The organism is Tatumella sp. JGM130, from assembly GCF_018257525.1.
Classification (GTDB): domain Bacteria; phylum Pseudomonadota; class Gammaproteobacteria; order Enterobacterales; family Enterobacteriaceae; genus Tatumella; species Tatumella punctata.
The window spans coordinates 73,218-91,920 of the sequence record NZ_JAERJS010000011.1; the positions used below are offsets into that span (position 1 = coordinate 73,218).

19 protein-coding genes are annotated in these 18,703 nt (G+C 48.2%); 7 read left to right on the forward strand and 12 right to left on the reverse strand.

Features of this window, described 5'->3' with window-relative positions; translation table 11 throughout:
• Positions 1–3: 3 nt before the first annotated feature.
• Both rpmB and radC read right to left on the reverse strand, forming a co-directional pair.
• On the reverse strand, positions 4–240 hold the full coding sequence (rpmB, locus tag JK211_RS07400) for a 50S ribosomal protein L28 (protein ID WP_212708036.1): 237 nt from the start codon (positions 238–240) through the stop codon (positions 4–6).
• Between the two features lie 258 nt (positions 241–498).
• Positions 499–1,155, reverse strand: a complete 657-nt coding sequence (radC, locus tag JK211_RS07405) for a DNA repair protein RadC (RefSeq protein WP_212708056.1) — start codon at positions 1,153–1,155, stop codon at positions 499–501.
• Positions 1,156–1,426: 271 nt separating this feature from the next.
• Here radC and coaBC point away from each other — a divergent pair, with 271 nt between their 5' ends.
• From coaBC to slmA, 3 genes are all read left to right on the forward strand, one after another.
• On the forward strand, positions 1,427–2,647 hold the full coding sequence (coaBC, locus tag JK211_RS07410) for a bifunctional phosphopantothenoylcysteine decarboxylase/phosphopantothenate--cysteine ligase CoaBC (RefSeq protein WP_212708037.1): 1,221 nt from the start codon (positions 1,427–1,429) through the stop codon (positions 2,645–2,647).
• Positions 2,625–3,083, forward strand: a complete 459-nt coding sequence (gene dut, locus JK211_RS07415; protein ID WP_212708038.1) for a dUTP diphosphatase — start codon at positions 2,625–2,627, stop codon at positions 3,081–3,083. Before coaBC ends, dut begins: the two co-directional genes overlap by 23 nt.
• Before the next feature lie 179 nt (positions 3,084–3,262).
• The gene (gene slmA / locus JK211_RS07420) at positions 3,263–3,859 is read left to right on the forward strand and encodes a nucleoid occlusion factor SlmA (RefSeq protein ID WP_212708039.1); all 597 of its coding nucleotides are present in this window, start codon (positions 3,263–3,265) and stop codon (positions 3,857–3,859) included.
• Between the two features lie 35 nt (positions 3,860–3,894).
• On the opposite strand, the gene pyrE is transcribed toward slmA, so the two are convergent.
• The 5 genes from pyrE to JK211_RS07445 form a co-directional block, all read right to left on the reverse strand.
• Positions 3,895–4,536 carry an orotate phosphoribosyltransferase gene (gene pyrE / locus JK211_RS07425; protein ID WP_212708040.1) on the reverse strand — a complete coding sequence of 214 codons (642 nt, stop codon included), beginning with the start codon at positions 4,534–4,536 and terminating at the stop codon, positions 3,895–3,897.
• Positions 4,537–4,585: 49 nt separating this feature from the next.
• Positions 4,586–5,302 (reverse strand): ribonuclease PH, encoded by a 717-nt coding sequence (gene rph / locus JK211_RS07430; protein WP_212708041.1) that lies wholly within the window; start codon positions 5,300–5,302, stop codon positions 4,586–4,588.
• Between the two features lie 74 nt (positions 5,303–5,376).
• Entirely contained in the window at positions 5,377–6,516 is a 1,140-nt protein-coding gene (locus JK211_RS07435; RefSeq protein ID WP_305803587.1) for an ABC transporter permease, read from the reverse strand.
• The gene (locus JK211_RS07440; protein ID WP_212708042.1) at positions 6,509–7,420 is read right to left on the reverse strand and encodes an ABC transporter ATP-binding protein; all 912 of its coding nucleotides are present in this window, start codon (positions 7,418–7,420) and stop codon (positions 6,509–6,511) included. Before JK211_RS07440 ends, JK211_RS07435 begins: the two co-directional genes overlap by 8 nt.
• Complete coding sequence (locus JK211_RS07445; protein WP_212708043.1) at positions 7,413–8,381, reverse strand: HlyD family secretion protein; 969 nt, start codon at positions 8,379–8,381, stop codon at positions 7,413–7,415. Before JK211_RS07445 ends, JK211_RS07440 begins: the two co-directional genes overlap by 8 nt.
• 1,042 nt (positions 8,382–9,423) lie before the next feature.
• Here JK211_RS07445 and JK211_RS07450 point away from each other — a divergent pair.
• Positions 9,424–10,611: a NupC/NupG family nucleoside CNT transporter gene (locus tag JK211_RS07450; RefSeq protein ID WP_212708044.1), complete on the forward strand. Its 1,188-nt coding sequence runs from the start codon at positions 9,424–9,426 to the stop codon at positions 10,609–10,611.
• Between the two features lie 37 nt (positions 10,612–10,648).
• Here the strand turns inward: JK211_RS07450 and JK211_RS07455 are convergent, their stop codons facing one another.
• Positions 10,649–11,107 (reverse strand): DUF3574 domain-containing protein, encoded by a 459-nt coding sequence (locus JK211_RS07455; protein WP_212708045.1) that lies wholly within the window; start codon positions 11,105–11,107, stop codon positions 10,649–10,651.
• A gap of 155 nt (positions 11,108–11,262) precedes the next feature.
• On the opposite strand from JK211_RS07455, the gene JK211_RS07460 reads away from it, so the two are divergent.
• Positions 11,263–12,126 carry a YicC/YloC family endoribonuclease gene (locus tag JK211_RS07460; protein WP_212708046.1) on the forward strand — a complete coding sequence of 288 codons (864 nt, stop codon included), beginning with the start codon at positions 11,263–11,265 and terminating at the stop codon, positions 12,124–12,126.
• An 84-nt stretch (positions 12,127–12,210) separates the two neighbouring features.
• Here the strand turns inward: JK211_RS07460 and polA are convergent, their stop codons facing one another.
• From polA to JK211_RS07480, 4 genes are all read right to left on the reverse strand, one after another.
• Positions 12,211–14,991 carry a DNA polymerase I gene (polA, locus tag JK211_RS07465; protein WP_212708047.1) on the reverse strand — a complete coding sequence of 927 codons (2,781 nt, stop codon included), beginning with the start codon at positions 14,989–14,991 and terminating at the stop codon, positions 12,211–12,213.
• A gap of 360 nt (positions 14,992–15,351) precedes the next feature.
• On the reverse strand, positions 15,352–15,978 hold the full coding sequence (dsbA, locus tag JK211_RS07470) for a thiol:disulfide interchange protein DsbA (RefSeq protein WP_212708058.1): 627 nt from the start codon (positions 15,976–15,978) through the stop codon (positions 15,352–15,354).
• Between the two features lie 27 nt (positions 15,979–16,005).
• The gene (locus tag JK211_RS07475) at positions 16,006–16,992 is read right to left on the reverse strand and encodes a serine/threonine protein kinase (RefSeq protein ID WP_212708048.1); all 987 of its coding nucleotides are present in this window, start codon (positions 16,990–16,992) and stop codon (positions 16,006–16,008) included.
• A 55-nt stretch (positions 16,993–17,047) separates the two neighbouring features.
• The gene (locus JK211_RS07480) at positions 17,048–17,317 is read right to left on the reverse strand and encodes a DUF1040 family protein (RefSeq protein ID WP_212708049.1); all 270 of its coding nucleotides are present in this window, start codon (positions 17,315–17,317) and stop codon (positions 17,048–17,050) included.
• A 73-nt stretch (positions 17,318–17,390) separates the two neighbouring features.
• On the opposite strand from JK211_RS07480, the gene mobA reads away from it, so the two are divergent.
• Both mobA and mobB read left to right on the forward strand, forming a co-directional pair.
• Positions 17,391–17,963, forward strand: coding sequence for a molybdenum cofactor guanylyltransferase MobA (gene mobA / locus JK211_RS07485; RefSeq protein ID WP_212708050.1), 573 nt, complete (start codon positions 17,391–17,393; stop codon positions 17,961–17,963).
• Positions 17,960–18,469: a molybdopterin-guanine dinucleotide biosynthesis protein MobB gene (gene mobB / locus JK211_RS07490; protein WP_212708051.1), complete on the forward strand. Its 510-nt coding sequence runs from the start codon at positions 17,960–17,962 to the stop codon at positions 18,467–18,469. Before mobA ends, mobB begins: the two co-directional genes overlap by 4 nt.
• The last annotated feature ends 234 nt before the right edge of the window (positions 18,470–18,703 follow it).

Genomic DNA, 18,703 nt, shown 5'->3' on the forward strand with positions numbered 1-18,703 from the left:
TCCTTAGTACTTCTCACCGCGGGCACGCATATCTGTTAATACAGAATCGATGCCCTTTTTATCAATAACACGCATACCTTTAGCAGATACACGCAGGGTAACAAAACGCTTTTCGCTCTCAACCCAAAAACGGTGTGAGTGCAGGTTAGGCAGGAAACGGCGTTTCGTCGCGTTCATTGCGTGGGAACGGTTGTTTCCGCTCACCGGGCGCTTGCCAGTTACTTGGCAGACTCGTGACATGTCATATCTCCAAAAATCAAATCAGCTCGAGCTTTGTACTTAGGTTCTGGCCGCCTCGTCAGGCTTTTAACCCATCCAGGCGAGTTCTATGTGAACCCGCTGAGCAGGCCTAAACGCCAAACCCGAGATTCTCAAAGGTGGCGTAGTATACGCTCTGCGGGTCAAACGCTCAAGTCCCGAACAGATAAAGATCTCCCGGGATCGGCTAAAAAATGATTATTTTTACCCGGAGACGCTGCTGACAGGCTGATTTTCATACTATAACCAGCCACGCTCAGCAAAAGAGACATACTGTCCCTTGCCGATGACCAGATGATCTAACAGTCGTATGTTCAGTAACATACAGACCTTTGCTATTTGTCCGGTCACTTCTCTGTCTGCCTGGCTTGGTTCAGCCAGACCTGACGGGTGATTATGTGCCAGAATTAATGCCGCCGCATTACTTTTGAGCGCTTCCCTGGCAATTTCTCTGGGATGTACCTCCACCGAGTTTACCGAGCCGGAAAACATTTTTTGTACCGAGATCACCCGATGCTGGTTATCGAGGAAGATGACGATAAACACTTCACGCGGCTGGTGTGCCAGCTGACTGGTCAGATAGTCATAAGTAATCCCCGGATTTTCCAGCAAGTTACCGGACTCCAGCTGTGCCTGGAAAAACCGTTTTCCAAGCTCGGCAACGGCACGGATCTGCGTCATTTTTGCTTTACCGATACCAGGAATGGCCAGATAATCGTCGTTACCGGCGGTCATCAGGCCATATAAAGAGCCAAACTGCTTAAGCAGTGTTTCGGACAAGGCCATCACCCCGCGACCGGCCAGACCGGTTCGGAGAAATATTGCCAGTAGCTCAATATCGGTGAGCATTTCGGCACCGTGCCTGATTAATTTTTCTCTGGGTCGTAACTGTTCCATCATCGCTTTCTCCCTGAACAAAGCACAGTGTGACAGCCCCGGCCTCATCACACTACTGACGTAACTGTGACCTTCAGTCTCCATCACAGCCCTGCGACGCTCCCCCCGTAACTTACCATCCGGTTAATGATTCTCCGCACATCTCCGGAGAATGATCATACTGAATACCCCCCGCCCCTGCAGTGACCGTTTTGCCTGACGATGATTATGATAAAATACCGACACGGGGCCTGCTTTCAGGGTGCCAGACTCAAACAATGAGGCATAAATAATGGAATTAGCGGGTAAAAAAATTCTTCTGGGCGTCAGTGGTGGTATTGCAGCTTATAAGACTCCTGAACTGGTTCGCCGTCTGCGGGATCGTGGTGCGGATGTCAGAGTCATGATGACCGATGCGGCCAGAGAATTTATCACACCACTAAGCCTGCAAGCTGTTAGCGGCCACCCTGTGTTTAGTCACCTACTGGACCCGGCAGCAGAAGCCGCCATGGGACATATTGAACTGGCGAAATGGGCCGACCTGGTGATTATTGCTCCGGCAACTGCCGATATCATTGCCCGGATCAGCCACGGAATGGCGAATGACCTGGTGACCACCGCCTGTCTGGCAACAGCATCACCCGTGGCCATCGTACCGGCAATGAATCAGCAAATGTATCGCTCACCCATAACACAGGAAAATATCCGTAAACTTGAAACCTGTGGCATGGTTGTGTGGGGACCCGACAGCGGCAGCCAGGCCTGTGGTGATATAGGCCCGGGAAGAATGCTTGACCCGGCAGACATCGTTAGCCATGCTATCCGTCAGACAATATCTGTCACAGACCTGCAACATCTGAAAATTATGATCACGGCAGGCCCGACACGGGAACCACTGGATCCGGTGCGTTATCTCACCAATCATAGCTCAGGTAAAATGGGTTTTGCGATTGCAGAAGCAGCAATCAGCCGTGGTGCCTCTGTTACCCTGGTGGCAGGGCCGGTATCATTACCCACCCCGGCAGGGGTTAAACGCATTGACGTCAGCACCGCACTTGAAATGCAACAGGCGGTAATGTCTGCTGTCTGTGAGCAGCATATTTTTATCAGCAGTGCAGCGGTTGCAGATTACCGTGCAACCACTATCGCCAGTGAGAAAATAAAAAAACAGGGCTCTGCGGATGATTCACTGACTCTTCAGTTAGTCAAAAATCCGGATATTGTCGCCGGCGTTGCGGCGCTGACAGAAAACCGTCCCTATGTCGTCGGATTTGCCGCCGAAACCCGTAATGTGGAAGAATACGCCCGGCAGAAAAGAAAACGAAAACAGCTGGATTTAATTTGCGCAAATGATGTATCGCAAGCCGGACAAGGCTTTAACAGCGATAATAATGCGCTTCACCTTTTCTGGCAGGAAGGAGATAAAGTGTTACCACTTAGTGCGAAACCACTCCTTGGCCAGCAATTATTAGACGAGATAGTCCGCCTTTATGATGAAAAAAATCGACATTAAAATCCTTGACCCGCGGGTCGGAAAAGAGTTTCCGTTACCGGCATACGCTACGGCTGGATCAGCCGGGCTGGACTTACGTGCCTGTATTGATGAACCGCTGGTTATTGCTGCGGGTGAAACCCGTCTTATCCCGACCGGCCTGGCCATTTATATTGCCGATCCGCAACTGGCTGCGGTTATTTTACCGCGCTCAGGCCTGGGCCATAAACATGGCATCGTTCTGGGTAACCTTGTCGGGCTGATTGATTCTGATTACCAGGGACCACTGATGGTATCCGTCTGGAACCGCAGCGAACAATCTTTTACCATTCAGCCCGGGGACCGCATGGCACAGTTAGTTTTTGTTCCTGTGGTTCAGGCTGAATTTAATCTGGTCGAGGAATTCACCACCACAGAGCGTGGTGAAGGCGGCTTTGGCCATTCCGGCCGCCAGTAATCAGTCAGCATCAATTTCTGTATCTTTCATCTTCCGGCCTTTCGCGATATGACGATAAGGCCGGCACTTTTGTGCTCATACGGTTAACGGCCGGGATAATGCCGCCTAACCTTGCTCCGCTGCCGGTGTCAGTGGATCTGTACAGCATTTTAGGGTGATTTTCAGGGGTCTTTAAGGTCATGGCAGAAAAAAAGAACGCGAAACGGAATCGTCGTGAAGAAATTTTGCAGGCATTAGCACAAATGCTCGAATCAGGTGATGGCAGTCAGCGTATCACTACCGCCAAACTGGCCGCGAATGTCGGGGTATCGGAAGCAGCACTGTATCGCCATTTCCCCAGCAAAACTAAAATGTTTGACAGTCTGATTGAGTTTATTGAAGACAGTCTGATTACCCGTATCAATCTTATTCTGAATGACGAAAAAGAGACACAGGCACGGTTAAGACTGATCGTACAACTGATTCTGGGATTTGGTGAGCGTAATCCGGGCCTGACACGTATTCTGACCGGGCATGCGCTGATGTTTGAACAAGACCGTTTGCAGGACCGCATCAACCAGTTGTTTGAAAGAATTGAAGTACAACTCCGGCTGGTCATGCGTGAGAAAAAGCTGCGTGAGGGTGAAGGGTTCAGGACCGATGAAACCTTACTGGCCGGACAGATTCTGGCATTTTGTGAAGGTCTTCTTTCACGCTATGTCCGTTCTGAATTCCGTTTCCGGCCAACAGCTGATTTCGAGGTTCGCTGGCCCTTACTGGCACTGCAACTGCAGTAAAAAAGCGGGCTGATGCCCGCTATGCTGTATGACTGTCAGATACCATATTGCTTCTGATACGCCCGGACGGAAGCCAGGTGGTTTGCCATTTCCGGCTTCTCTTCCAGATAACTGATCAAATCTTTCAGAGTAATAATAGAAATTACCCGGCACTGATAATCGCGTTCAACTTCCTGAATCGCGGATATCTCACCCTGACCACGTTCCTGCCGGTCCAGAGAAATTAAGACTCCGGCCAGTGTCGCCTGGTTCGCTGCGATAATCTCCATGGATTCGCGGATAGCGGTGCCGGCAGTGATCACGTCATCCACCAGCATAATACGTCCCTGTAACGGGCTGCCAACCAGCAGCCCGCCTTCGCCGTGATCTTTCGCTTCTTTACGGTTAAAGCAGTAAGGTACATCCCTGTCATGATGGTCTGCCAGTGCTACGGCCGTCGTAGTGGCGATCGGGATCCCTTTATAAGCAGGACCAAACACCAGGTCAAAATCAATCTCTGAATCAGTCAGAGCCTGAGCATAAAAGCGGCCAAGGAGAGCCAAATCGCGTCCGGTATTAAACAGACCTGCATTAAAAAAATAAGGGCTCTTACGGCCGGATTTCAGCGTAAATTCGCCAAACTTCAGAACCTGTTTATTTAATGCAAATTCAATAAACTGACGCTGCCAGGGTTTCATCTTTTTTTATTCCTCACATAAAAAAGCGACCCTTAGGTCGCCTGGTAAATCAATTAGCTAACGCAGTCTTCTGCGCATCAATCAGAGTATCAATACCACCGCGCGCCAGGGCCAGCAGGCTCAGTAACTCTTCATGGCTGAACGGTTCACCTTCTGCCGTCCCTTGCACTTCTATCATTCTGCCGTCTTCCATCATGACAACATTCATATCCGTATCCGCAGCAGAGTCTTCTGTATATTCCAGATCACAGACCGCTTCACCATTCACAATACCGACAGAAATGGCAGCAACCATTCCCTTCATCGGACTGCTTTTCAGTTTTCCTGCCGCGACCAGTGAATTCAGAGCGTCCGCCAGCGCAACACAGGCGCCGGTAATAGATGCGGTACGGGTACCGCCGTCTGCCTGTATCACATCACAATCGAGGGTAATGGTGTATTCACCTAATGCCTGAAGATCAACCGCGGCACGTAATGAACGGGCAATCAGTCGCTGTATTTCCAGGGTGCGGCCACCCTGTTTACCTTTCGCCGCCTCTCTGGCCATACGGCTATGGGTAGAGCGTGGCAACATACCATATTCTGCAGTGACCCATCCCTGGCCTTTGCCTTTCAGAAAACGCGGTACGCTTTCTTCGATAGTGGCAGTACAAAGTACTTTAGTTTCACCAAATTCAACCAGAACAGACCCTTCAGCGTGTCTGGTATAATGGCGTGTCAGGGTTACTGGGCGCACCTGTTGCGCGCTACGGCCTGCTGGACGCATGATCTTTCTCCGGGCTGCTATTAACTGGCTGCGCATTATACGGATTTCACTACCGAATGCCTATTTTCCGCTGATCAGTCCAGCGTTTTACGATAACTCTTTACGCCAATAAAAATAACCAGTGCCCCGAGAACGGCCAGAGGAATCAGCTCCGGTAACAGTTCAGATACCCCGTACCCTTTTAACATGACGGCTTTAATTAAACGAATAAAATAGGTCAGGGGTAAACAGGACCCGATCATCTGAGCCCATACGGGCATACTGATAAACGGGCTGATAAATCCGGAGAGCATGACTGAAGGGATAAAGTAAAAAGAAGAGATTTGCAGTGCCTGAAGCTGACTTTTAGCGATACTGGAAATGGTAATGCCGATACACAGGCAGAGGAAGATATAGATAATTAACACCATGAAAAGTAAATAAAAACTCCCCACCAGCGGGATACTGAACAGATATACAGCAAACATCAGAATCATTAACGACTGAAAAACCCCGATCAGGACATACGGGGTAATTTTTCCGAGGAATACCTCAAGGCCCGTCACCGGAGAGATTAATAAATTTTCCATCGCACCGCTTTCGCGCTCGCGGGTTATTGCCAGGGCGGTCATCAGGATCAGAGTGGTGCTCAGAATGGAACCGATAATCCCCGGGATGGTGTTATATCTGGTAATCCCTTCCGGATTAAACATCCGGTGAACAACTAATTCAAAACTTCCCTCTTCAGTCACCGGACGCAGAGTCTCAGGAAGGTCACGATCAAACATAGATTCAGACACCTGCTCAAGGGCACTCAGCGCATTACCTATGGTCAGCGGATCTATCGCATCGCCCTGCACCAGTAACTGTGGTTTCTCTCCGCGCAGAATTTTTTGGGTGAAACCTTCAGGAATAGTGACCATAAACAGTACCTCTCCCCGCACAAATGCATCACGGGCAGCCTCCGCGGAGGCATAACGCTGAAAAGAAAAGTAATCTGTATTCTGCACACTGCTGACAAATACCTGACTCAACTGTCCGCGATCATAATTCAGTAATGCTGATGGGATCCGGTGTGGGTCCATATTAACTGCATACCCCAGAATAATAAGCTGAAGTAACGGAGTCAGAAAAATCATCGCCAGACTGATCCTGTCACGGCGCAACTCATGTAACTCTTTGATTACCATCGCCATCCAGCGTATAAAAGAGAATCGTATCAGTCTGTTATTCATTATCAGATTTCATCAGGTGTGAAAATGCATCTTCAAGGGTGGTCTCCGCAGGGGTAATCGTATAATGGTCAGGGACCTGTTCAGTGAGAACACGCCGCAGCTCCCTTGGGTTCCCTGCCGTCACATTCAGTGTATTTCCGAATATCACGGTCTGCTCAATTTCCGGACAGCTGCGTAGTCTGGCTTCCAGGGTACTGAGCCCCGGCCCGGAAATACCGACGGTGATCAGATTCTGTGCAGTAATAATGGATTGTGCGGTTCCGCTGGCTAATAACTTGCCGTAAGACAGGTAAGCCAGTCGGTGGCAGCGTTCTGCTTCGTCCATATAGTGAGTACTGACCAGAACAGATATTCCCTGATCAGATAGTTGATGCAAGGTATGCCAGAAATCCCTGCGGGCTTTGGGGTCGACCCCGGCAGTGGGTTCATCCAGAAACAACACATCAGGCTGATGGATCAGACAAGCCGCCAGTGCCAGCCGCTGTTTCCAGCCTCCTGATAACCGTTTTGCCTGCTGATGCTGTCGTGATAATAACCCCATCTCTGACAGAGTACGCTCAGTACACTCTCTGACAGGCGTTATATTGTGCAGCCTGGCAATAAATAAAAGATTTTCCCGAATCGTCAGCTCTCCCCACATCGAGAAATGCTGGGTCATATAACCGATTCTTTTTTTTATTTCGTCACGCTCAGTAAAAATATTATGTCCCAGACAATGACCCGTCCCTGAATCCGGAGTGATCAGACCACACATCATGCGGATGGAGGTAGTCTTACCGCTGCCATTGGGGCCCAGAAAGCCATAGATTTCACCTTTCGCAACCCGCAAAGAGAAATCTTTAACCGCATGATGCTGACCGAAATGCTTATTCAGCCCGGCGACATTAATACACCAGTTACTCATCGGGGAGGATCTCCACCTGAAATGGCTGTCCCACTTTTATCTGACCGCCATTATCTCCGCCCTCAGGTACCGCCTCAGCCATATAGAGTAAGGTTTCCCTGCGGGAAGTACTGTAAATTACCGGCGGGGTATATTCAGCACGCGGACTGATATAACGTAACCGGCCGCTGAATGCTCCGGAACAGCCATCACAACGCAAACTGACTTTCATCCCGGTATGTATCTGACCCAGTTGTTTTTCAGGAATATAAAAGCGTATTTTAATATTTCCGGCAGGCAGCAGGCTGATCACCGGCCGCCCGGCGGTGGCCCGCTCCCCGGGCAGGTACAGTGTGTCATAGACGACGCCGCTCTGTGGCGCAGTCAGAGTGCTTTGCCCGATATCCCAGCGGGCTTTATCTCTTTTCAGCTTTGCGGATTCCACCCTCAGTTGCTGATTAGTAATTTGCGCCTGCCTCGCCGGCAACTGCCTTGCTTCCAGCTGATATTCTGACTCCCTGACACTGGCCTGCTTCTGACGATAATCATCATTAGCTTTCTGCCATTCTTCGGCAGAGATCATCTGAGAGGCATACAGCTTCTGATAGCGCCTCAACTGACTCTGAGCACGGTTTCTGGCGGACACTGCCCGTTCCAGTTGCGCCCGGACAACATTCAGTTCCGCGGGCCTTGCTCCCGAGGTTAAATCTGTCAGCAGCGCTTCTTCTGCCAGATAATTCTGCTCAGCAATACGCAGCGTATTTTCGGCAGTATAGGTTTCCATTTTAACTAACGGCTGGCCCTCACTGACCCTCTGCCCCTTTTTCACGCACAGTTTCTCAATTTTCTCGGTCGAAAAGTAAGAGAGGTAAATAAAATCACCATAAGAGTAACCGGAAAAATTTAATGTTTCCGGCACACGGCAACCAATAAGATTAAACACAACAATAGTAATAAAAAGAGGGCGGACACGCTTATTCATGATACTTAATCTCAAATTATTAACCTGCCTTTGATCTGTTTTATCTGCAGAGAGTCCCCGGCAGAAAATATCCTGTTTTGTTCTTCAGGTAATGTGCTGAGTAGCGCGGTTTCAGCAGATGAAAATCACAACCATTCAGCCCGGCGACAGTGTTAACAATTCTGTATTCCATAACGCCGGATAATTCAGACCTTCCGGACATGTACCACCTTGCCGGAAAACAGAGCAGTCGCTGATTCTCCGGCAGGAGAATCAAATCAGATAACCGGCACCAGATCACCGCAATCAGGTCGCAGATAAATAAATTCTTCCCCTGCAGATGTCCCGAAAAAACCCTGTAAGTCAAGGTAATAACGGCCGGGCTATCAAAAACCACAGCGGAGTCAGGAATTATAATCAGCGAGCCAGATAGTGAAATATTCTTAGCTCCGGAGAAGGCACGGACAACACTGCTGACGTTACATTTTCCCGAAATACATTTGATGATGATTTTTTTTAATGAAGAGTCTCCCCTTGCCGGAAAAAACTGTCTCTGAATATCATCTGGGCCGTCCATTGCATCTCCAAAACCGGTACATTCCGGGAAACAGGATTATCTGATAAAAACCGGACAAGTCTCTCCGTCACTTATCCGCGTCAGTATTTAGCACTATATTTTAAAAAAATAAAAGAGGAATAAACATTACATAATTAATTTATAAAAAATCACCATCGATGTCATTGTAATTTTCTTTTATTTGATATGACTATAGGAACTTTTTGTATCTTAATAAATACATCATTCTTACGCCTACAGAACTCAATAAATATAAATAATATTTTACTCTCTGACGACACCGGTTTTATCACACAGCTTTTTGCCAATTTATTTATAAGCATTTTATTTTTTATTCTAAGGATTGTACGATTTATTCCTCTGCCATAAATTTGTACAATAATCCCCCTGCGAAGCAGGATTGTGCATTTAATCACTCAGCACCGGGTGTAAAACGCCGTCAGTTATGGCTAAATACAAACATCTTTTTTCTTCGGGTTATATGCCATGTCTTTTGTACTGCATTTTATTTTAGCTGTTGCAGTAATTTTCTTACTTGCACTGTTAGTCAGCCATGATCGCCGGAAAATACGTATCCGTTATATTATCCAGTTGTTAGTGATTGAAGGGTTTATCGGCTGGTTCTTCCTGAACTCTACCGCAGGGCTGGAAGTGATCCGCGGGATTAGTGAACTTTTTAATACTTTGCTCTCGTATGCCGGTCAGGGGACCGATTTTGTGTTCGGAGGTATGAATAAACAGGGGCTGGCATTTGTTTTCCTCGAAGTCTTATGCCCGATAGTATTTATCTCTGCCCTGATAGGTATTCTTCAGCACTGGAAAATACTGCCATTACTGATCCGTGTCTTCGGCACCTTACTGGCAAAAATTAGCGGGATGGGTAAACTCGAATCATTTAACGCCGTCAGCAGCCTGGTGCTCGGCCAGTCAGAAAACTTCATCGCCTATAAAGGGATCCTCGGGGATTTATCATCACGCCGGTTATACACCATGGCTGCCATGGCGATGTCGACAGTCTCTCTGTCAATTGTCGGGGCTTATATGTCTATGGTGGAACCCCGCTATGTCGTGGCCGCATTATTACTGAATATGTTCAGCAGCTTTGTCATTCTTTCGTTAATCAATCCGACTGCCGGTGACGAACAACACCAGCAAGTATCACTGGAAAAATTGCACGAACAGCAGACTTTTTTCGAAATGCTCGGCGAGTATATTCTGGCCGGTTTCAAAGTCGCGATGATTATCGTCGCCATGCTGATAGGATTTATTGCACTGATTGCCGCGGTGAATGCCATATTCACGAGCCTTTTCGGCTATAGTTTTCAGCAACTGCTGGGCTATCTTTTTTATCCGTTTGCCTGGCTGATCGGTATTCCTGCCAGCGAAGCTCTGCAGGCCGGCAGTATCATGGCAACCAAGCTGGTTTCCAGTGAGTTTGTGGCAATGATTAATCTGCAAAAAATTGCGGCTGGATTTTCTCCACGCGGGCTGGGGATCCTATCCGTTTTCCTGGTGTCATTCTCTAACTTTGCCTCTATCGGAATAGTCGCTGGTACGATTAAAGGCCTGAATGAAAAACAGGGGAATATCGTCTCACGGTTTGGCTGGAAACTGGTTTACGGTTCGACACTGGTCAGCCTGCTTTCAGCGACATTTGCAGGACTGTTCCTGTAACCGGGGTGATGGCGAAGGTATAACCTTCGCCATCAATTCAGAAGTCAGCACAGACCTTATTATCAATCCGCATTACTGATTCCTGTTGAAAACGCTGTTTGTAGATTTGGCGTAATTGTTCAATATTCTGATCACTGGTTTTATCCGCTGTATGGATAAGCATCAGTGCTTTACTATTTTCCCGGGCCAGATGTCCGTCATCTCCCAACCACTGGCCTTTCGCGTCATAGACGGATAAACCATCTTTAAAACGCGGAGTAACATCTTTATCAATAAACAGCTGCCATTCACGGGCAGTAATATTAGCCCCATGTGGCCGGCTGAGACCAAACCATAATGTCGTCTGTACCTGCAAATTACCCTTCACACAAGGATTCTGAGCCGCTGCCGGCATTACCGTCGGCGGTAACGGCGCAGACTGTTCAACGACGGAATGTTGCTGACATCCGGCCAGAAGCCCCGCCAGCATTAATGGATAAATTATCTTTTTTTTCATGCTCTTTTTTCCGCTACATAATGGTCAGCAGTCATCTTAAAGGCTTTCATAAAAAACCGGTATGCTTATTGTCGGACGGAATATACGCTTATCCCTGTCCACCCCGTGGCACCGCCGTTATAATCGCCGTATCACTTATAAAATGAGTACCCGATATGATCCGCAGTATGACAGCCTATGCCCGCCACGATATAAAAGGTGACTGGGGCAGCGCCTCCTGGGAGCTGCGCTCGGTAAACCAGCGTTATCTTGAGACCTATATGCGTCTGCCTGAGCAATTTCGCAGCCTGGAACCAATGATCCGCGAACGTATCCGCCATCGCCTGACGCGTGGAAAAATAGAATGCACCTTACGTTTTGAAGCCAGCCAGGATGCTCAGTCGGAACTGATTCTGAATGAATCCCTGGCAAAACAGCTGATTCAGTCCGCAAACTGGGTAAAATTGCAGACAGATGAAGGCAGCATAAACCCGGTGGATATTTTGCGCTGGCCGGGAGTGATGGCTGCCGCAGAGCAGGATCTGGACAGTATCAACCAGCAACTGATGGCTTCCCTTGAACTGGCACTGGATGACTTTATTACCGCCCGTGAAACTGAAGGCCGCGCGTTACAGACAATGATTGAACATCGCCTGGAAGGTGTTTCCCGGCAGGTGGCCAGCGTTCGTCAGCATATGCCGGAAGTTTTACAATGGCAGCGTGAACGCCTGATCAGCAGGCTGGAAGACGCAGAGGTACAGCTGGACAGTAACCGGCTGGAACAGGAACTGGTCATGATGGCACAACGAATTGATGTGGCAGAAGAACTCGACCGGCTGGAGGCTCACGTTAAAGAAACCTACAATATTCTGAAGAAAAAAGAAGCCGTCGGCCGCCGTCTCGACTTTATGATGCAGGAATTTAACCGCGAATCGAATACCCTCGGCTCAAAGTCAATTAATGCCGATATCACCGCTTCCGCCATTGAACTGAAGGTACTGATAGAACAAATGCGCGAGCAGATTCAGAATATCGAGTAAAACTGTCCACGGACGCACATACCTGACTACTGGTTATAATCAATCAGCCCTGACAGGGGCTGATTGATCTTTTAGCCACGGATATCAGTGCGCCTGTTCCCAGTTATCACCGATACCAATTTCTACCTGTAATGGCACGTCCAGTGTCAGGCTGCTTTCCATAATATCCCTGATAGTGGCGCTGGCAGTTTCAAGTAATGAATCATCCACTTCAAACACCAGTTCATCGTGCACCTGCATAATCATCTTAATTTTTTGCGGGTCCTGACTACTGAGCCACTGATCGACGCCTATCATTGCCCGTTTGATAATATCTGCCGCCGTTCCCTGCATCGGGGCATTAATGGCTGCCCGTTCTGCTGCCTTACGGCGGATAGCATTCCCTGAGTTGATATCCGGAAGATATAAACGCCTCCCCTCCAGCGTTTCTACATAACCCTTTTCTGCAGCAGACTGACGGGTTGACTCCATATAGCGTAAGACGCCGGGATAGCGTTCAAAATACAAATCCATATATTTCTTTGCGTCACCCGGAGCAATATTCAATTGCCGGGACAGACCGAAAGAACTCATACCATAAATCAGACCGAAATTGATGGCTTTTGCACTGCGACGTTGTTCCGGGCTGACGTTATCTGCGGACGAACCAAAAACTTCCGCTGCCGTCGCTTTATGGATATCTTCACCCTGCGCAAAGGCATTCAGTAAGCCGGCATCCTGAGACAGATGCGCCATAATACGTAATTCGATCTGTGAATAGTCTGCCGCCAGAATCCGCTTTCCTGCAGGCGCAATAAAGGCATGGCGGATCCGCCGCCCTTCTTCATTACGCACCGGGATGTTTTGCAGGTTAGGGTCAGTCGATGACAAACGGCCGGTTGCTGTCACAGCCTGATGATAAGACGTATGCACGCGTCCGGTTCGCGGATTAATCATCAGCGGCAGCTTATCGGTATAAGTTGTCTTCAGTTTAGATAAGCCACGGTGCTCAAGTATGATTTTCGGTAACGGATGATCCAGTGCCAGCTCAGCCAGAACTTCTTCGCTGGTGGATGGTGCTCCACCCGGTGTTTTCTTCGTCGGTTTGATACCCTGCTTTTCAAATAAAATGGTCTGGAGCTGCTTCGGAGAAGAGAGATTAAATGCTTCCCCGGCGAGTTCGTGTGCTTTTTGCTCCAGTTCATTCAGCCGGATAGTCAGCTGCTGAGAATGAGCAGCCAGCATGGCTGGGTCAATTAAAACGCCGTTGCGCTCAACACGGGAAAGCACCGGCACCAGCGGAATCTCAATGTCACGAAAAACGTTCAGTGGCCCGGCTTCTTTTTCCAGCAATGGCCAGAATTTCAGATGCAATTGAAGAGTGACATCGGCATCTTCGGCCGCATACGGGCTGGCCTGCTCAAGGGCTATCTGGTTAAAAGTCAGTTGTTTCTTACCTTTCCCCGCAATATCTTCAAAGGTAATGGTTTTATGATTCAGCCAGCGTTGCGCCAGGCTATCCATATCATGTTTACCGGCGACACTGTTAAGCATATAAGATTCCAGCATCGTGTCGAAACGGATCCCGCGCAGTTCAATACCATAGTTTTGCAGAACACCACGGTCGTACTTCAGGTTTTGTCCGACTTTACTGCGGCTTTCGTCTTCCAGTAATCCTTTCAGAGACTGCAGAACCGCCTGTCTGTCGAGTTGTTGCGGGGCATCAAGATAGTCATGACCAACCGGTAAATAGGCCGCTTCTCCGGGAGCAACCGCAAAAGAGAGACCAACAATAGTTGCTGACAGGGTGTCCAGTGAATCAGTTTCCAGATCAAAGGCAAAAACCTCACTGGCAGTCAGTTTTTCCAGCCATAGTTCAAAAGTCTGCTGATCAAGAATAGTGACATAGTTATCGGCAGACAACACTGATTCAGCAGGGATATCGGGGTTTTTAACCGCCGGTGCCGCTGCTTTCTTCGCCGGTTTTTTATCATCTAACCAACGGTCCTGCTCAATATCCGTCATCCAGCGTTTAAATTCATAATGCGTGAATAAGGAGAGTAACGTACTGTTATCCGGTGGATTAACCTGCAGCTGGTCGTATTGCTGGTCCAGTTCAACATCCGTTTTAATGGTCGCCAATTGATAAGACAGGAAAGCCAGCTGTTTATTTTTAGCGAGTTTATCCGCCATGGTTTTAGCACCACGGAAGGATAACGTCGCCACTTTATCCAGATTATCGTAAATAGTGGCCATGCTCCCCAGCCCTTGCAGCAATGCCTGAGCTGTTTTTTCGCCCACACCGGGAACGCCGGGAATATTGTCAGATGAATCACCCATCAGCGCCAGATAATCAATAATCAGATCCGGCGGAATACCATATTTATCCGCAACGTCTTCAGGACCGAGAATAGCGTTGTTCATGGTGTTAATCAGAGTGATATTCGGCGTTACCAGCTGAGCCATATCTTTATCACCGGTACTGATCAAAACCGGACGGCCTTGTTTGTCAGCCTCTCTGGCCAGAGTACCAATGACGTCGTCAGCTTCAACGCCGGAGATCACCAGGACCGGCCAGCCCATTGCTTTAACCATCTGGTGCAAGGGTTCTATTTGTGCACGCAAATCATCAGGCATTGGCGGGCGATGAGATTTATAGTCTTCGAACAGCTCATCACGAAACGTTTTACCTTTGGCATCAAATACCACTGCAGCATGACTCGGTTTGTACTGAAGTAACAGGCTTTTCAGCATGTTCAGAACGCCATACATCGCCCCTGTCGGTTCACCGGCACTGTTTGTCAGTGGGGGAAATGCGTGATACGCACGGTAGAGATAAGAGGATCCATCTACCAGAATCAGGGGGTTTTCTGCAATTTGTGCCATAAGCTGTTATTTCTTCTGTTGCTGTTGGTAATAACTAAGGATGCCACATCACTGACAGAATGTTGAATGGAAGCGCACTCCGGCACTAAAAAAAGCCAGCGCGGGGCAGAGATCTGAATGATCTCCCTGTGGATAAGTTTGTGTGTAAATTTATGGTCAGATCTTAAAATTTAACAACACGCTGTTGCAGTGCCATCTAACTCATTATTAATAAATAAAATATTCAGTGTTATTAAAGATCAAAACTGTTGGTGTGTTTTTTATCTTTTGTGGATATTCGTTATCAGGATCACTTTTCGTCACGAGCAATGACCATAAAAAAAGCGCCGCAATAACGGCGCTTTATCACACTAGCAATGGTTATTTAGCAACCAGATATTTAACCACATTGACATAGTCAGCCACGAAATTATTCATTGAGCTGGTATCAAGTCCGGCATTATTCACCTGATATTTACCATTAACAAAAACTGAAGGCACTCCAGTGATATTAAAATCTGCGGCAGCTTTTTGCTGCTGACTGACCAGTGCTTTCACCGCAAAGCTGTTCCATGCAGCATCATATTCTTCAGAAGAGATCCCTGCCGCTTTAATAAACGCCGCTTTCAGAGATGCCGGATCAGTAATTGTCTGAGATTTCTGAATGCCGTCAAAGATAGGGTCAACGACTTTACCTTCCACGCCTAACGCCATAGCAACTGCCCATGCCTGGGTAACAACCGGAGCAAAATCGCCACCCAGGAAATCAACGTGGTAACGGGTCAGTTTAACATCTTTTGGCAGGCCCTGTTCCAGTGCCTGGTTAATCCGGTAAGTGCGTTCAAAATCGTAGCAATGAGGGCAAAAGAATGAGAAAAATTCAACTACTTTCGGGGCACCCGGAACGGCTTTATCCAGGGTGGTATACTGTTGTCCGTCAGAGAAGGTTGCTGCAGAAACACTGAATGCCAGCATAATGCCAGCAAATGCGAGCCAGATCTTTTTCATCATTTAAACTACTCCAGGTAATATCAATTAAAATTGAGGAGCTAAGGGCTGAAAAGGCTGATGCAGCATTTTTTCCTGTTGGGAAAAAATAGCAACCTGCCGACGCCAAAAATCCTCATCCGTTATCCAGGAAAAGGCTACCGGAAACGCAGGGTCCTGCCAGCGTTTCAGAATCCAGGACAGATAATAAACCATGCGCATGGCACGTAAAGGTTCAATCAGTATCAATTCGTTAACATCAAAATCACTAAACTCTGAATAGGCCTCCAGCAGAATATCCCACTGAATGCGCTGTTCCTGAGCATCACCGTTAACCAGCATCCAGAGATCCTGTACAGCGGGGCCATTGCGCGCATCGTCCAGATCAACAAATAATGGCCCGTCACGCCAGAGGATGTTTCCGGGATGACAATCGCCGTGTAACCGCAGAGGTTTCCAGTCGCTATGCCAGTATTGCTGTAAGGCCACGCCCAGTTTATCGACTGCCGACAGTAAATCATCTTTTACCGCCGATGGAATTAAAGGCGTTGCCGCCAGTATTTCTCGTGGTCCGGTAAAATATTCATCCAGCCCGATAACCGGCCGGTGATGAAACAGAGCCTTTGTGCTGCTTTGGTGAAAACGACCCAGGCAACGCCCTGCAGCTTCAAGCTGATCATAGTTATCAGTTTCGTATTGTCTGCCCCCCACGCTCGGAAAAACAGCAAACCAGAAACCATGTGACTGATGCAGCGTACTCTCCTGTAAGGTGAGCGGAGCTGCGACCGGAACATCATCATCTGCCAGCTCAATAGCAAACTGGTGCTCTTCCAGCAGTTGCTGTTCAGACCAGCGCTGAGGACGATAAAATTTAGCCACATAACGACGCTTATCTTCGTCACTGAACTGCCAGACCCGGTTTTCGTAACTATTCAGCGCCGTAAGCCCGGAGTCAACACGAATACCGGTATCCCATAGCACATCCAGTATTTTCTCCGGATCGAGAGTTTTGAAATTAAAAGCCGCTTCGCTCATAGATAGCCATATCGTTGTTTTCAGTCCGGGCCAAGGATAACACCATCCGCCGATATTAGTCTTTAATTACCCCGCGGGCGCGCAGAATCGCTGTTTTAAAATCATCTTCATAATCTTTCTTCAGCCCCGGGATCGCTGACTGTTTATCCGACTCCCGCAATTTCAAATGGTAGATCAGCACATCATCCGGCAGCGATGCCAGCTCACCGCTGTAGCCTGATGCCTGTGCCAGTTGCTGTAAAAATTGCAGCAGATTAAGATCAGGAGCTTGTTTCCAGGCTGGTAACAATAACTCCAGCACTTCGGTCAGACGTTTATCATTCATCCGTTATTCCCCGGTATGGTTATAATTGTCCCTTAAATTAACAGGGTTATGACCACAATAAAAGCGAGGTTATATGAAGGATATCACAGGCATTATTCTTGCCGGGGGTGCCGCAAGGCGTATGGCAGGGAAAGATAAAGGTCTGGTGACTTTCAGAGAACAGCCGCTTTTTTTGCATGTCGCAGAGCGATTTTCCCCTCAGGTCAGCAGCCTTATGATCAGTGCTAATCGTCATCGGGAAATCTATCAGCAATACGGTTACCCGTGTATCCACGATAGCCTTGAAGGTTTTCAGGGACCTCTGGCCGGGATGCTCAGCGGACTGGAAGCGGCTGAAAGTGACTGGGTTGCCTTTACTCCTTGCGATTCTCCCTTTATTCCCCGTAATTTTGTCGATCAACTCTGGCAGAGCAAACGCGAGGCAGGAGCATGCTGGATCCGTTCATCTCAGCGTGATCATCCGGTATTTTGCCTGCTGCATCGTCAGTTAATCCCGGCATTACAGGACTATTTAGCCTGTGGCGAACGCCGGGTATTGATATTTTTAAGCCAGTATGGCCATCCGGTGCCGATGGATACGGCTGAATCCGCCTTTATTAATATCAACACCGTTCAGGAACTCAGTGAATACGAGGCACAACCATGACAGTACCGATACTGGGAATCGTAGCAGCCAGCGGGACGGGTAAAACCACCTTATTAAAACAGCTTATTCCTGTTTTAAAACAGCAAGGTATTAATCCGGGGCTGATTAAGCATACCCATCACCAGATGGATATTGATATCCCCGGTAAAGACAGCTATGAACTGCGTAAAGCAGGCGCTGACCAGGTAATTGTTGCCAGCCGGCAGCGCTGGGCACTGATCCATGAAACTCCTGATAACCGGCAACCGGATTTACAGTTACTGGCATCACGTATGTCACAACAGACGCTGGATATAATCCTGGTCGAAGGATTTAAACAGGAATCCGTGCCTAAAATTATGCTATACCGACACGGATGCGGGAAATATCCGTTTTTAGCCGATGATGATCAGATTATTGCTATCGCCAGTGATCTGCAGCTGGCAGGAACTGACGTCCCCTGTCTGAATATTAATAATCCGGCAGAAATCGCCGGTTTCATCAGACAATGGTTATCCGGTAAGTAATGCCCATTACCGTCTTTTTCTGACGGGACATAACCGGTGAGCGGGTTGAATATTCGTCAGAACAGGGATTCAGGTATGTTAACCTGCTGACAGTGAATAATATCGGGGATACTACGGATCTGGCGGTGAAGGCAACACCGGTTTTACGGCCCTGAAATGCAAAAAGGCCATCCGTCAGGATGGCCTTTTTGTCTTATTGGATGCCTGGCAGTTCCCTACTCTCGCATGGGGAGA